12 protein-coding genes, 15 tRNA genes and 1 rRNA gene are annotated in these 12,905 nt (G+C 40.3%); 27 read left to right on the plus strand and 1 reads right to left on the minus strand.

The genetic code is table 11. The annotated features are described in order from the left end of the window. From rrf to recO, 22 genes are all read left to right on the plus strand, one after another. Nucleotides 1-113 (plus strand): 5S ribosomal RNA (rrf, locus tag C1E99_RS01570); the annotation flags it as partial. Nucleotides 114-136: 23 nt separating this feature from the next. Continuing rightward, a tRNA-Val gene (locus C1E99_RS01575) sits at nucleotides 137-209 on the plus strand. 2 nt (nucleotides 210-211) lie between these two features. Continuing rightward, nucleotides 212-284, plus strand: a tRNA-Asp gene (locus C1E99_RS01580). An 87-nt stretch (nucleotides 285-371) separates the two neighbouring features. Beyond that, nucleotides 372-444 (plus strand) — tRNA-Lys (locus C1E99_RS01585). Between the two features lie 3 nt (nucleotides 445-447). After that, nucleotides 448-529, plus strand: a tRNA-Leu gene (locus C1E99_RS01590). An 18-nt stretch (nucleotides 530-547) separates the two neighbouring features. Continuing rightward, a tRNA-Thr gene (locus C1E99_RS01595) sits at nucleotides 548-620 on the plus strand. Between the two features lie 13 nt (nucleotides 621-633). Further along, nucleotides 634-705: transfer RNA gene (locus C1E99_RS01600), tRNA-Gly, on the plus strand. Between the two features lie 7 nt (nucleotides 706-712). Then, nucleotides 713-796: transfer RNA gene (locus C1E99_RS01605), tRNA-Leu, on the plus strand. Nucleotides 797-810: 14 nt separating this feature from the next. Continuing rightward, nucleotides 811-884: transfer RNA gene (locus C1E99_RS01610), tRNA-Arg, on the plus strand. Between the two features lie 47 nt (nucleotides 885-931). Then, nucleotides 932-1,005: transfer RNA gene (locus C1E99_RS01615), tRNA-Pro, on the plus strand. 12 nt (nucleotides 1,006-1,017) lie between these two features. Beyond that, nucleotides 1,018-1,091: transfer RNA gene (locus C1E99_RS01620), tRNA-Met, on the plus strand. A 15-nt stretch (nucleotides 1,092-1,106) separates the two neighbouring features. After that, nucleotides 1,107-1,180, plus strand: a tRNA-Ile gene (locus tag C1E99_RS01625). 5 nt (nucleotides 1,181-1,185) lie between these two features. Then, nucleotides 1,186-1,275 (plus strand) — tRNA-Ser (locus C1E99_RS01630). A gap of 36 nt (nucleotides 1,276-1,311) precedes the next feature. Then, nucleotides 1,312-1,384: transfer RNA gene (locus C1E99_RS01635), tRNA-Phe, on the plus strand. Between the two features lie 21 nt (nucleotides 1,385-1,405). Beyond that, a tRNA-Ile gene (locus C1E99_RS01640) sits at nucleotides 1,406-1,479 on the plus strand. Nucleotides 1,480-1,491: 12 nt separating this feature from the next. Then, nucleotides 1,492-1,579: transfer RNA gene (locus C1E99_RS01645), tRNA-Ser, on the plus strand. A 56-nt stretch (nucleotides 1,580-1,635) separates the two neighbouring features. Further along, complete coding sequence (gene mreC / locus C1E99_RS01650; RefSeq protein ID WP_105206404.1) at nucleotides 1,636-2,469, plus strand: rod shape-determining protein MreC; 834 nt, start codon at nucleotides 1,636-1,638, stop codon at nucleotides 2,467-2,469. Beyond that, a complete protein-coding gene (gene mreD / locus C1E99_RS01655; RefSeq protein WP_105108068.1) occupies nucleotides 2,462-2,977 on the plus strand; it encodes a rod shape-determining protein MreD in 516 nt (171 codons plus the stop codon). Before mreC ends, mreD begins: the two co-directional genes overlap by 8 nt. A gap of 84 nt (nucleotides 2,978-3,061) precedes the next feature. After that, nucleotides 3,062-4,342 (plus strand): peptidoglycan hydrolase PcsB, encoded by a 1,281-nt coding sequence (pcsB, locus tag C1E99_RS01660; protein WP_105206405.1) that lies wholly within the window; start codon nucleotides 3,062-3,064, stop codon nucleotides 4,340-4,342. 130 nt (nucleotides 4,343-4,472) lie between these two features. Further along, a complete protein-coding gene (locus C1E99_RS01665; protein ID WP_105108066.1) occupies nucleotides 4,473-5,441 on the plus strand; it encodes a ribose-phosphate diphosphokinase in 969 nt (322 codons plus the stop codon). Nucleotides 5,442-5,527: 86 nt separating this feature from the next. After that, on the plus strand, nucleotides 5,528-6,706 hold the full coding sequence (locus C1E99_RS01670; protein ID WP_105206406.1) for a pyridoxal phosphate-dependent aminotransferase: 1,179 nt from the start codon (nucleotides 5,528-5,530) through the stop codon (nucleotides 6,704-6,706). Further along, nucleotides 6,693-7,457, plus strand: coding sequence for a DNA repair protein RecO (gene recO, locus C1E99_RS01675; RefSeq protein ID WP_105206407.1), 765 nt, complete (start codon nucleotides 6,693-6,695; stop codon nucleotides 7,455-7,457). The genes C1E99_RS01670 and recO overlap by 14 nt, the downstream gene beginning before the upstream one ends. 11 nt (nucleotides 7,458-7,468) lie before the next feature. Here the strand turns inward: recO and C1E99_RS14625 are convergent, their stop codons facing one another. After that, on the minus strand, nucleotides 7,469-7,645 hold the full coding sequence (locus C1E99_RS14625; protein WP_161951125.1) for a hypothetical protein: 177 nt from the start codon (nucleotides 7,643-7,645) through the stop codon (nucleotides 7,469-7,471). Nucleotides 7,646-7,916: 271 nt separating this feature from the next. Here C1E99_RS14625 and C1E99_RS01685 point away from each other — a divergent pair, with 271 nt between their 5' ends. The 5 genes from C1E99_RS01685 (at nucleotide 7,917) to C1E99_RS15160 (ending at nucleotide 12,734) form a co-directional block, all read left to right on the plus strand. Continuing rightward, complete coding sequence (locus C1E99_RS01685) at nucleotides 7,917-8,651, plus strand: response regulator transcription factor (protein WP_105107496.1); 735 nt, start codon at nucleotides 7,917-7,919, stop codon at nucleotides 8,649-8,651. After that, complete coding sequence (locus C1E99_RS01690; protein WP_105206409.1) at nucleotides 8,648-10,012, plus strand: sensor histidine kinase; 1,365 nt, start codon at nucleotides 8,648-8,650, stop codon at nucleotides 10,010-10,012. Before C1E99_RS01685 ends, C1E99_RS01690 begins: the two co-directional genes overlap by 4 nt. 322 nt (nucleotides 10,013-10,334) lie before the next feature. Further along, nucleotides 10,335-11,069, plus strand: coding sequence for a hypothetical protein (locus C1E99_RS01695; RefSeq protein ID WP_105107498.1), 735 nt, complete (start codon nucleotides 10,335-10,337; stop codon nucleotides 11,067-11,069). A gap of 27 nt (nucleotides 11,070-11,096) precedes the next feature. Further along, on the plus strand, nucleotides 11,097-11,972 hold the full coding sequence (locus C1E99_RS01700) for an ABC transporter ATP-binding protein (RefSeq protein ID WP_024405030.1): 876 nt from the start codon (nucleotides 11,097-11,099) through the stop codon (nucleotides 11,970-11,972). Between the two features lie 273 nt (nucleotides 11,973-12,245). Next, nucleotides 12,246-12,734 carry a hypothetical protein gene (locus C1E99_RS15160; RefSeq protein WP_238146180.1) on the plus strand — a complete coding sequence of 163 codons (489 nt, stop codon included), beginning with the start codon at nucleotides 12,246-12,248 and terminating at the stop codon, nucleotides 12,732-12,734. Nucleotides 12,735-12,905 lie beyond the last annotated feature (171 nt).

Raw genomic sequence — 12,905 nt, forward strand, 5'->3', positions numbered from 1 at the left:
AGTGACGATAGCCTAGGAGATACACCTGTACCCATGCCGAACACAGCAGTTAAGCCCTAGAACGCCTGAAGTAGTTGGGGGTTGCCCCCTGTTAGATACGGTAGTCGCTTAGCAAGTTGGAGAGAGATCTCCATTTGGGAGTTTAGCTCAGCTGGGAGAGCATCTGCCTTACAAGCAGAGGGTCAGCGGTTCGATCCCGTTAACTCCCATAGGTCCCGTAGTGTAGCGGTTATCACGTCGCCCTGTCACGGCGAAGATCGCGGGTTCGATTCCCGTCGGGACCGTTGAAACATCACAGTGTGATGTTTCAAGTAACATAGATAAGGAAAGACGTAGTCTTTCTACATAATAGTTAATTCTATGATTAAAAAGACTCGTTAGCTCAGTTGGTAGAGCAATTGACTTTTAATCAATGGGTCGCTGGTTCGAGCCCAGCACGAGTCATATGCGGGTTTGGCGGAATTGGCAGACGCACCAGATTTAGGATCTGGCGCTTTCGGGCGTGGGGGTTCAAGTCCCTTAACCCGCATAAGAAGTATATAAATAGGCCGGCTTAGCTCAGTTGGTAGAGCATCTGATTTGTAATCAGAGGGTCGCGTGTTCAAGTCATGTAGCCGGCATTAGCAAGAGATTGCGAACGTAGTTCAGTGGTAGAACACCACCTTGCCAAGGTGGGGGTCGCGGGTTCGAATCCCGTCGTTCGCTTTGAGAGGCCGGGGTGGCGGAACTGGCAGACGCACAGGACTTAAAATCCTGCGATGGCAACATCGTACCGGTTCGATTCCGGTCCTCGGCATGGACTTTATAGAAGCACCCTTAGCTCAACTGGATAGAGTACCTGACTACGAATCAGGCGGTTAGAGGTTCGAATCCTCTAGGGTGCATGACTCGCTTAATGAAGACATTAGGGGAGCTTTATTTTTAATAATAGCGGGAAGTAGCTCAGCTTGGTAGAGTACTTGGTTTGGGACCAAGGTGTCGCAGGTTCGAATCCTGTCTTCCCGATTTTAATATTTTGGCGGTGTAGCTCAGCTGGCTAGAGCGTCCGGTTCATACCCGGGAGGTCGGGGGTTCGATCCCCTTCGCCGCTATTTCTCTTGTTTGCTGGACCTTTAGCTCAGCTGGTTAGAGCTCTCGGCTCATAACCGAGCGGTCGTAGGTTCAAGTCCTACAAGGTCCATAATTGGAGGATTACCCAAGTCCGGCTGAAGGGAACGGTCTTGAAAACCGTCAGGCGTGTAAAAGCGTGCGTGGGTTCGAATCCCACATCCTCCTTATTGTTTTATTTTTTTCTTTAGTTAATTTATTTTTGGCTCGGTAGCTCAGTTGGTAGAGCAATGGATTGAAGCTCCATGTGTCGGCGGTTCGATTCCGTCTCGCGCCATTTCAGTCCCAAGAATTTCTTGGGCGCGTAGCTCAGATGGTTAGAGCGCACGCCTGATAAGCGTGAGGTCGGTGGTTCGATTCCACTCGTGCCCATTTAATATGAATGGAGAATTACTCAAGAGGCTGAAGAGGACGGTTTGCTAAATCGTTAGGTCGGGTAACTGGCGCAAGGGTTCGAATCCCTTATTCTCCGTAGATAAACGAGATTATCAATTGATATTCTCGTTTTGTTGTATTTCGAGGTTTTTTATGAATAAGCTTTCTAAGTTAATTATTGTTTTTTCTACTTTTTTATTCATTTCATTTTCTCTTTTATTTGTGACATTATCTCAAGCTGGTAATTTGTCTTTTTTAAAAGAAGGTGTAAATTTTTTTATTTCCCCTTTTCAGTCTATGTTTTCTATTCCGACTCGTTTTTTGTCTGAACAAAAGTCAATAATTTCAGATCTTTTGTTAACTTATGAAGAGAATAAAGAACTACGTAAATTAGTTCGTGATTTGGAAAGTCTGTCATTTGAGAATTCTACTTTAAAGTCTGAAAATTTAAATTTAAGGAATAACTTAGATTTTACTTCCTCATTTCCAACAAATGATTTCGTTCCAGGTTCTGTACTTGTTAGAAATCCTTCTTCTTGGTCTTCCAATTTGTCGATTAATATTGGTATGTCCAGTGGGATTGAAGTTGATGATTTGGTAGTTGCAAATGGAGGACTTATTGGCACTGTTAAAGATGTAAGTTCTAATTCATCTGATGTTAGATTAATAACTAGTTCCGATGAATTCAGAAAGATAGCTGTTAAGATTTTAACTGATTCTGGTGAAATTTATGGAATACTTTCAGGTTATGATTCTGATTCTAATAGTTTTGTGATTAATCAATTGAGTTCTAATGATGAAATTTCTACCGGTAGTAATGTAGTTACAAGTGATTTAGCTGGGGCTACTCCTGCCAATATTCAAATTGGAAAGGTATCTTCTGTTGTAACAGATAGCAAAAATATGAATAAAGAAGTTTTTATTGAACCATCAGCTAGTTTTTCAAATATTTATTCAGTTCTGGTTGTGAGGCAGTCTAATGAATAAAAAATTAGTTACGTTTTTAATGCTTCTACTATTGTTCTTTTCATTTATATTAGATGGTCAAATTTCAACGTTAGTAACAAATTGGTCGATTGGACTATTTGCTTTTTCGAGTTTTACACTATTTATGTTGGCAATTTTTTTCGTTAATTTTGTTTCATTGCGTATTTCTCTAATCTTTTTTTCATTACTTGGTTTTTTTTACGATGTTAGTTATTTTGGTCTCATTGGAATAGGGACTACAATTTTTCCGATAGTTATTTTCAGTATGTATTTCTTTTTTCAAGGAATTAAGAGAAATTTATTTGTTGATTTAATTATCTTAATTATTTCAATATTTCAGTTTGAGCTGATTAGTTTTCTTTTTGCTAGAATTTTCCACATGACGAATCTTTCTTTTTTTATTTTTGTTTTTAATAAGTTACTTCCAACTATGCTTTTTAATTTCTTTCTTTTTATTATTTTGTATCCAATGATTAAAAGTTTTTTTGAAATTACAAACAAGACATAGAAATGTAATAATCACGTAATATACTTACGTGATTTTTTTGATAAAATGGTATAGTCAGAAAGAATAGAGGAGTTAGTTTAGTTTATGAAGAAGAAGATCTTAGCTACATTGTTGTTAAGTACAGTCGCTTTATCAAATGTGCAATATATGACTGTAATTAACGCGAATGATGTAGATAGTCAGATTGCAGCCAAGAATCAACAAATTAATGAACTTACAGCTCAGCAAGCTGCAGCTCAACAACAGGTAGACGCAATTCAAGGACAAGTTGACGAAATTGTTGCAGAGCAGGCAAAACTTACAGAAGAAAATGCACGTTTAGAATCAGAGTCTCAATCTCTATCTGCTGATATCGAACGACTATCTGCTGATATTGTATCTCGTGATGGTGCTTTGAAAGAACAAGCAAGGAGTGCACAAACGGATGCATCCGCTTCAAGTTATATTAATACAATTTTAGATTCTAAATCAATCGTGGATGCTGTTTCGCGTGTGAATGCGATGCGTGAAATTGTGGCTGCAAATAACCGTATGTTAGAACAACAAAAACTTGATAAGGAAGCAATTGTTGAGAAACAGAAAGCTAATCAAGAAGCAATTAATATTTTGGCAGCTAATCGTCAAAAGTTAGATGATGATGCTCAAGTTTTACAAGTTCGTCAAGCTGAGTTACAAGTAGCCCAATTAAATCTTGCTGCGGAGAAAGCAACAGCTGAAGATGAAAAGAATTCATTGTTAGAGCAGAAAGCTGCAGCCGAAGAGGCAGCACGTCAAGCAGCAGCACGTCAAGCAGAATATGCAGCTCAACAGGCAGCTCTTGCACAACAACAAGCTGCATCAGTCACAGCACCAGTAACGACTGCGCCTGTGTCAGAAGTTTCAAATACGAATACGGCTTCAGAGAATGTTACATCAGAAAATACTACAACAACACAGCCTGTTGAACAGCCTGTTGTTCAAGCAACTGTTGCTGAAAGCACACCAGTAACGACAGTTTCAAGTAGTTCATCATCTGCAACAAGTAATGCACAATACAGTGCATCTTCTTACCCTGTTGGTGAATGTACTTGGGGAGTTAAGTCTCAAGTTTCATGGGTTGGCCCTTATTGGGGAAATGCTAAACAGTGGGTAGCTTCGGCTCGTGCAGAAGGTTTCAGTGTTGGTACAACACCACAAGTTGGTGCTGTTGCTGTTTGGGTAGGTGGAGCTTATGGTCACCTTGCCTTGGTAACAGCAGTCGAAAGTTCTACAAACATTCAGGTTTCTGAATCAAACTATATGGGTCGTCGTTATATTGGTAACCACCGTGGTTGGTTTAATCCTACAACAACATCTGATGGTGCGGTTTACTATATTTATCCATAATATTTTATCCTTGGTTTTTCCAAGGATTTTTTATATTAAAATCTTAATGATACCGAATCTTTCATTTTTGTTTGAAAATTGATTCAAAAAGCGTTAAAATAGTTAATGTAGAAAAATTTAGGAGGCTATCATGGCGTTTACCGACTTAAAGTTGTTTGCACTATCGTCCAATCAACAATTAGCTGAGAAGGTTGCAAAAAAAATTGGTATTCCCTTAGGGAAATCAAGTGTCCGTCAATTCTCTGATGGTGAGATTCAAGTGAATATTGAAGAATCAATTCGTGGTACACATGTATTCATTCTTCAGTCTACTAGTTCTCCAGTGAATGACAATTTAATGGAAATTTTGATTATGGTTGATGCTTTAAAACGTGCATCTGCTGAATCAGTAAACGTTGTAATGCCTTACTATGGCTATGCACGTCAGGATCGTAAAGCTCGTGCTCGTGAGCCAATCACTTCAAAATTAGTTGCCAATATGTTACAAATTGCTGGTGTAAACCGTCTGTTGACGATTGATTTACATGCGGCACAGATTCAAGGATTCTTTGATATTCCTGTTGATCATTTAATGGGTGCACCACTGATCGCTGATTACTTCGAACGTCGTGGTATGGTCGGTGATGGCTATGTGGTTGTATCGCCAGACCATGGTGGTGTAACACGTGCTCGTAAATTAGCTCAGTTCTTAAAAACACCGATCGCGATTATTGATAAGCGTCGTAGTGTTGATAAGATGAATACGTCTGAAGTAATGAATATTATTGGTGATATTGAGGGTAAAACTTGTATCTTGATCGATGATATGATTGATACTGCGGGTACCATCTGTCATGCTGCGGATGCTTTGGCAGATGCAGGGGCAACAGCTGTTTATGCTTCATGTACGCACCCAGTATTGTCAGGGCCTGCTATGGATAACATTAGTAAGTCAGCAATTAAGAAATTGGTTGTTCTTGATACAATTGAAATTGCAGAAGATCGCTTAATCGATAAAATCGAACATATTTCAACGGCAGAATTATTAGCGGAAGCGATTATTCGTATTCATGAAAAACGTCCCTTGTCACCTTTGTTTGAGGCAAGTCGTGTTAAATAGGTATGAGGAGAGTCAAATGACTCTTCTTTTTTACATTTATTTTCAAAATGTATTATAATAGTTTTATATGTTTTTGAGGTGGCAGAATGGATTTATTAAATCGTTTTAATAAGAATTTAGACCGCATCGAGGTTTCGATGATTCGTCAGTTTGATCAGTCTATTTCGGATGTTCCAGGGATTTTGAAATTGACCTTGGGAGAGCCTGATTTTACAACGCCTGACCATGTTAAAGAAGCGGCTAAGGCTGCTATCGATGCCAACCAGAGTTATTATACTGGTATGGCTGGTCTGTTGGAGTTGCGCCAAGCGGCAGCTGAGTTTGTGGCTGAAAAATATAATTTGCACTACAATCCAGAAAATGAAATCCTCTCTACGATTGGTGCAACAGAAGCTTTGTCAGCGAGTTTAGTTGCTATTTTGGAAGTTGGAGATACGGTACTTCTACCTGCCCCTGCCTATCCTGGTTATGAACCAATTGTCAATATGGTGGGAGCAGATGTTGTTGAAATCGATACGACAGCTAATGATTTTGTGTTGACACCTGAGATGTTGGAAGAGGCGATTATTGAGCAAGGGGATAAGCTAAAAGCTGTCATTCTCAACTATCCTGCCAATCCAACGGGAGTGACCTACTCACGTGAGCAGATTCAGGCCTTTGCGGATGTCTTGCGTAAGTATTCTGTCTTTGTCCTATCAGATGAGGTCTATGCAGAGTTGACTTACACTGGTCAGCCTCACACTTCGATTGCGGAGTTTTTACCAGAGCAGACTATTTTAATTCAGGGCTTGTCTAAGTCCCATGCCATGACAGGCTGGCGGATTGGCTTGATTATGAGCCAGGCTCCTATTATCGCTCAAATTATCAAGAGCCACCAATATCTCGTGACTGCAGCGTCTACAGCTATGCAGTATGGTGCGGTTGAAGCCTTGAAAAATGGTAAGGATGATGCGCTTCCGATGCGGGCAGAGTATATCAAACGTCGGGATTACATCATCGAGAAGATGACGGACTTGGGCTTTAAAATTATCAAGCCTGACGGAGCATTTTATATCTTTGCAAAAATCCCTGCGGGTTACAATCAAGATTCCTTTAGCTTCTTGCAAGACTTTGCGAGAAAGAAAGCAGTGGCCTTTATTCCGGGCGCAGCCTTCGGTCAGTATGGTGAAGGCTATGTGCGAATTTCCTACGCAGCAAGTATGGAGAAGATTCAAACAGCCATGGCTCGTTTGAAAGAATATCTTGAGGAAAATGGAACGAATTGAAACTAGAGGCTTAGTCCTATACAATCGCAACTTTCGGGAAGATGATAAGCTGGTCAAGATTTTTACGGAGAAGGCTGGCAAGCGAATGTTTTTCGTGAAACATGCCTCTAAGTCCAAGCTGGTAGCTTCTATCCAGCCTTTGACCTATGCGGATTTTATCGTTAAAATCAATGATGATGGTCTGTCTTATATCGAAGATTTTCATCAGGTACAGCCATTTAAGAATATTAACGGTGATATTTTCAAGCTTAGCTATGCTACCTACATCTTAGCCTTGGCAGATGCGGCCTTGCAGGACAAGGTTTATGATCCAGCTCTCTTTGCTTTTTTGGTCAAGACCTTGGACTTGATGGAGTCGGGTTTGGATTATGAAGTCTTGACCAATATCTTTGAAATTCAGCTCTTGGGACGTTTTGGGGTCAGTCTGAATTTCCATGAGTGTGTTTTTTGTCATCGGGTTGGTTTGCCTTTTGACTATTCCTACAAGTATAGCGGTGTCTTGTGTCCGCAGCATTATCAACAAGATGAGCAACGGGCTTATCTGGATCCCAATGTTCCCTATCTACTTGATCAATTTCAGGCTATTTCCTTTGATGAGCTGGAAACCATTTCCATCAAGCCAGAGATGAAGCAGAAGTTACGGCTTTTTATTGACCAGCTGTACGAGGAATATGTGGGGATTCACTTGAAATCCAAGAAATTTATAGATGATTTGTCTTCTTGGGGGCAGATTATGAAACCAGAAGAATAGGAACAGCCTTCTCAGTGGAGAGGGCTGTTTTGTAGATATTCCTTTAATTCTGTTTGGGCTTGGTGTGGTGTTAGGACAGCTAGGAAGGAGAGGTGACTACGGAAGCAGACTTGGTAGTCAGGCTCTTCATCAATCAAGATGAGCTGTCCAGTGTCATCTCGCTGGCGAATGGTTTTTGCTACCTTCATTCCATCCCAGAATATGTTTTGAGGGGTATTTATGATAAAATAGTAGTTAATTTGATGGGCGACGGGAAAATCTTCTTTGTGTTTGACTTGGAAGGGTCGCCCAAGTTGGTTTAAAATCCTTTCTATCGTATTTGGATAGAAGAATGGTTTTAGGATATAGATCATGTAGGCTTCATTCCTTTCTTTGATATATCTTAGTATAGGAGATTTTAGAGAAAATGGGGTGGAGCTGTCATGAACAGTCTTTATTTTGTCATGAATGGGGGATGAGATGTTACGGATTTTTATCTTGGAAGATGATTTTATGCAACAAGCTAGGTTGGAGCAGGCGATTGAGGAAACTGTAAAAACGAGTGACGTTGCCTATAAGACATTGGAAGTGTTTGGTAAACCTCAGCAGTTATTAGAGGCTGTGACAGAGACTGGAAATCATCAACTCTTTTTCCTAGATATTGAGATTAGAGGTGAGGAGAAGAAAGGGATGGAGATTGCACGGGAGATAAGAGCGTGCGATCCGCATGCTGTGATTGTTTTTGTGACGACGCATTCGGAATTTATGCCTTTGACCTATAAATACCGTGTGTCAGCTCTTGATTTTATTGATAAGGGGTTGGATGAGTCTGCCTTTAAGGAAGCGGTGGCAGATGTTCTCCAACATGCTTATAGTCATATTAGTCAGACTGTGAGCGATGATGCTTTTGTTTTCAAGAGTGAGTTTTCTCAGATTCAAGTTCCTTTTTCAGATATTTTGTATTTTGAAACCTCTTCAACGCCTCATAAGGTCGTCTTGACAACTAAGTCAGGTCATACAGAGTTTTATGGCAAGGTGTCGGATATTGCTAAAACGGATGAACGATTGTACCAGAGCCATCGGGCTTATGTGGTCAATCCTGCTAATATTCTTCGTGTGGATGCTGTGGAGCGGATGGTGTATTTTGAACAGGAGGAATCTTGCTTGGTCTCTCGAATGAAACTGAAAGGTTTGCTAGAGAGGGTTGGGAAATGATGGCTATTGGTTTAGTATTTCTAGTGTCCTTCATCGACTGGTTTATCAAGCTTGGAGTTTTTAATCAGTTGAGTCAGCTGAGCTTGAAATGGTGGCGATTGTTTGTTTTCTCAGGTCTATTCTCGGGATTATTCCTCCTTTTTCCAGACAGTATTCCTTACCTTGAACCCTTGTATTTCTTGGTCTATCTTTTGATATTTCAACGGTCTTGGACTTGGTCTCAATCATTGTTCTACGGTTTGGCACCTTTTGTCTTGGTTGATTTATTTCAGCGAACCTTTGGGATTTACCAGCTTAAGTGGACAACCTTTCAACTATGGCAGACACGTCTGGAATGGCTTGATATTCTCTTTGTGGTAGTGGTCCTTTTGCTCTTTATTCCTTTTTATCGGACCTTTATCCGTTTGCTGGGAATTGATTTTCAGCACATGAAGAAGGTTTTTGCTTACCCTAAGTTTAAAAAGAGTCTCAAGAACCTAATTTATTCTATGCTCTTCTATGTTGTTGTGGTGCATGCGTTGCTCATTTTTGGGCAATCAGTAGGCGAAATGGACTTTTCGGTAGCTATTGGCATAGGGGACAGTCAGGTTTATCTAGATTTTATTAAGATTTATTTTGCTTACTTTATCGGTAGTCTCTTTTTCCTCAACACCAAGCTAAAAGAGCTGTTGACTGAGGAATTGCAGGAAGCAAAAGATGCTCAATTATCTTCTTTAGAAGACTACAGTCAGCATGTGGAAAGCCTGTATAAAGACATTAGAAGTTTTCGACATGATTATACCAATATCTTGGTCAGTCTCAATGAAGCTATCAAGCAGGAAGATGTGAGAGAAATTAAGGCAATTTACCAAACGGTTCTTGCAGGGACAGACCAGAAATTTTATCAAGATGCCTATGATATAGGAAATCTAGCTCATCTGGATAATACTGCGATGAAAAGTATTTTATCTGCTAAGCTGATGGAGGCTCAAAGTCGGGGGATTCAGCTGACCGTTGAGATAGAAGAAGCCAGCACCGCTCCAGTAGGAATCGAATTGCTGGATATGGTGACCATCTTATCAATCTTTTTAGACAATGCCATAGAGTCAGCCAGTTTATCAGCTGAGAAGAGTCTGCTTGTGGCCTATTTTGAAGACCAAGGTGAAAAAATTCTTATCATCGAAAATAGCACAGCAGAAGAACGGATTCAGACAAAATCTATCTTTTCTTATGGGAAATCCAGCAAGGGAGCGGGACGAGGCATTGGTTTGGCCAATGTGCAGAAAATCCTGTCACACTATCCATCTATTAGACTGGTGACGATTAGTCAGGCTTTTCGATTCCGTCAAGAACTACATGTGCCACATACGGTTAAAACATAATATTTACCGTTCATGACAAATAAACGACCATTCATTAGAGTGGTCATTTTTTATTGCTCTTTTGGTTTATACTCTTCTTGTAACACAAATCAATACTCTTCGAAAATCAAAATCAGGCGTTGTTGACTTGATTTGATGACTGAAAAGCTCCAGTGGAGGTTTTCAGCCTGTTACTTGAAAATATAAAAAGTAACAGAGTTCTATCTGCGCCATATAGACACGAACGATGTTCGCTCTATTTCCAACCTCCAAAGGTTCCACAAACCTTTGGAGCTAGCCTGATTTTGATTTTCATTGAGTAGTAGTCCTAAGGAGTTAAATTATGAATCTGTTTCCTTCAGTATTTCAATCCGTTTTTAAAAGACGTGATGTGAATATTCTTTTAGCCTTTGCCTTTTTGCCCTTGCTAGTATCTAGCTTGGCTGGTATAGGAGCTCAAATCAACACAGATGTGGCAAGTAGTTGGCTTTCCTTTATCGTGTCGGCTTTGGAGTTGCAATTCCAATTGGTCTTACCTGCCTTAATCATGGGCTTTATCGTATCGTCGGTCTTTCGTGATGAGATTGGTTCAGGAATCCTGTTTCTTTACAAGGATATCAAGAAATCCAGTATTCTTCACGCCAAGTTACTCAGTCTCTTTGCTGTCTATGTGATTTATTTCTTAGGGACAGTCCTTATCGCTAGTCTGACCTATGTCGTTACCATTGCTCCCCGATATGGTTTTCACTGGCTTCCTGCTCATCAAGCTGCTTATAGTTTGCTCTATATTTTGACGATGATTGGTTTAAATCTGATTTTGCTTAGTCTGGTAGCGGCAGTATCTATCAAGCGAACAACCATAATGGCTGTCTTGACTGGGGTACTTTTTAACCTTTTTGCTCAAATCGCTCCACTTTTAAATGGTTTTCGCTATACTTTCCCACAGACCTATGCGACCAAACTGGCTGGACAGTTTCCATTTGGACTTGCCTTTGCTATTAGTCTAGGTTTGATCCTGCTATATTTTGGATTGGCTTATCATTCGGCACGCAAGAATTTTGAAAAAATTGAATATTAAAAGATACCTAAGAAAGAGAGAATAACAATGCTTACAATCAAGAACCTATCAAAACAATTTGCTGGAAATGACTTTTACTCATTAAAAGATGTGAGTTTGGAGATTAAAAAGGGTGAAATCGTCGGCCTGATCGGTAAAAACGGTGCTGGGAAATCGACCTTGATGAAATTAATGGCTAAATCCCTCAAGCCGACAACAGGAACCATTACCTATAATGGTGTGGATATTCATACGGCAGATAACTTGCTCAAGGATTTTGGGATTATGATTGACCCTGTTTTCTATCCAGAGATGTCTGTTATTGATAATTTGAAGTTTTACCTGACCTTGCATGGTAGAACAGAGATGTTTCCAAATATTGAAAAGACTCTCAAGCTCTTAGACTTGTGGGAGGCTCGCAACCGTAAACCAAAAGGCTTCTCATTTGGTATGAAACAGCGGACGGCCTTGGCTATTGCGATGGTAGCAGAGCCAGACTTCCTTATCTTGGATGAGCCTTTTGTGGGCTTGGACCCTGTCGGTGTCCAACAGTTGATCGATATTCTCAAATCTTGGTCACAGGAACGCAATATCTCTATGCTGATTTCCAGTCACCAGCTTGGTGAGTTGGAGGCTCTCTGTGAGCGTTATGTCTATATCGAAAAAGGTCAGTTGGCAGATGAGTTTGCTGGGCAGTCAGCTCCGAGTGTCTTGGTAGAGGTTGATAGCAGAGCAGATAAGGAAGCTCTCTCAGCCTATTTGACAGAGGCGATTACTCTGGATGGGGATGTCCTAGAGATTTCCACTCAGGCAAGCAGTGGAGAACTCAATGCTGTCCTAGCCTACCTAGCTAGTCAAAACTTGATCAGCAAGCTTCATGTAAAAGAAAACCACTTGAAAGAAATTTTTAGTCGAGGTGAATAGTATGTTAGCAATTTTTAAACCTGTTTTTGCCAGTGTTTGGAAGAGGAAGGAAACCAAGATTTTCCTAGCCTTTGCCTTCCTCTTTCCGACTCTTTTTCTGGCTTCAACCTTTTTACCAAAAGGTTCCAACTTCATGGTGCCTGGTGCAAGTGACGGCTATCTTTATTCATTTGTAGTTTTGACTGGTAGTTTATTTAAGTCTTCAAATGACTTTACTCTACCTATCCTTGCCCTTTTCTATCTAACCTCAAGGGTGAGGCGGATAGCCATACCATGTTTCTCTATAAGGATATCAAGCGTCAGGATATCTTTTGGGCCAAGGTCTTGAGTCTGGTGACGATTATCCTTATTTATACAGGAATCTTCCTATTGGTGATGGCAGTTTATTACTACACACGTATTGGTCATATGGACTATGCGACCTTGACTTTCTGGGATCATCTGGCGGATGAAAATGCAGGGTTTGCTCAAAGTATCCTTGGCGGTATGCTAGATATGTTGGTCTGTGTCTTACTGGCTGCTTGTGTTTCCTTGTACTCAGGGGTCGGAGCGACTATGGCAGTTGCCTTTGGTTACTCACTTGGGTCAAGTATTTTAGCAGTATTTGGTTTGGCTAGCTTCTTTCCAACTGGTAATATTAATGCCTTGTATGAAGGAGCAAGCCTGTTTTCAACATTAGGAACATCTGTTTTGGTTACTTTGGTTTATTCGACGGTATTAGCCTATCTGACCTTGAAGTATTTCAAGAAGATGGAATTTTAAGATACTATCCCTTTTCTTGCTAGAGAAGGGGATTTTTGTTTTGCTCTGCTATTTTCAATATCGTCATTTAGACAATATGTAAAGACCCCCAGTTGAGAATTCGTGGATTTACCTGTACACTAGAATAAAAAAACAATCAACTTCTAACAGGAATTATCACACTCAATCGGA

The sequence above is a fragment of the Streptococcus suis genome (genome assembly GCF_002964045.1).
Classification (GTDB): domain Bacteria; phylum Bacillota; class Bacilli; order Lactobacillales; family Streptococcaceae; genus Streptococcus; species Streptococcus suis_U.

Coding starts and splice junctions, on each gene's coding strand:
- mreC (WP_105206404.1), top strand. CDS start 1,636: ATGAATAAGCTTTCTAAGTTAATTATTGTTTTTTCTACTTTTTTATTC.
- mreD (WP_105108068.1), top strand. CDS start 2,462: ATGAATAAAAAATTAGTTACGTTTTTAATGCTTCTACTATTGTTCTTT.
- pcsB (WP_105206405.1), top strand. CDS start 3,062: ATGAAGAAGAAGATCTTAGCTACATTGTTGTTAAGTACAGTCGCTTTA.
- C1E99_RS01665 (WP_105108066.1), top strand. CDS start 4,473: ATGGCGTTTACCGACTTAAAGTTGTTTGCACTATCGTCCAATCAACAA.
- C1E99_RS01670 (WP_105206406.1), top strand. CDS start 5,528: ATGGATTTATTAAATCGTTTTAATAAGAATTTAGACCGCATCGAGGTT.
- recO (WP_105206407.1), top strand. CDS start 6,693: ATGGAACGAATTGAAACTAGAGGCTTAGTCCTATACAATCGCAACTTT.
- C1E99_RS14625 (WP_161951125.1), bottom strand. CDS start 7,645: ATGAAGGTAGCAAAAACCATTCGCCAGCGAGATGACACTGGACAGCTC.
- C1E99_RS01685 (WP_105107496.1), top strand. CDS start 7,917: ATGTTACGGATTTTTATCTTGGAAGATGATTTTATGCAACAAGCTAGG.
- C1E99_RS01690 (WP_105206409.1), top strand. CDS start 8,648: ATGATGGCTATTGGTTTAGTATTTCTAGTGTCCTTCATCGACTGGTTT.
- C1E99_RS01695 (WP_105107498.1), top strand. CDS start 10,335: ATGAATCTGTTTCCTTCAGTATTTCAATCCGTTTTTAAAAGACGTGAT.
- C1E99_RS01700 (WP_024405030.1), top strand. CDS start 11,097: ATGCTTACAATCAAGAACCTATCAAAACAATTTGCTGGAAATGACTTT.
- C1E99_RS15160 (WP_238146180.1), top strand. CDS start 12,246: ATGTTTCTCTATAAGGATATCAAGCGTCAGGATATCTTTTGGGCCAAG.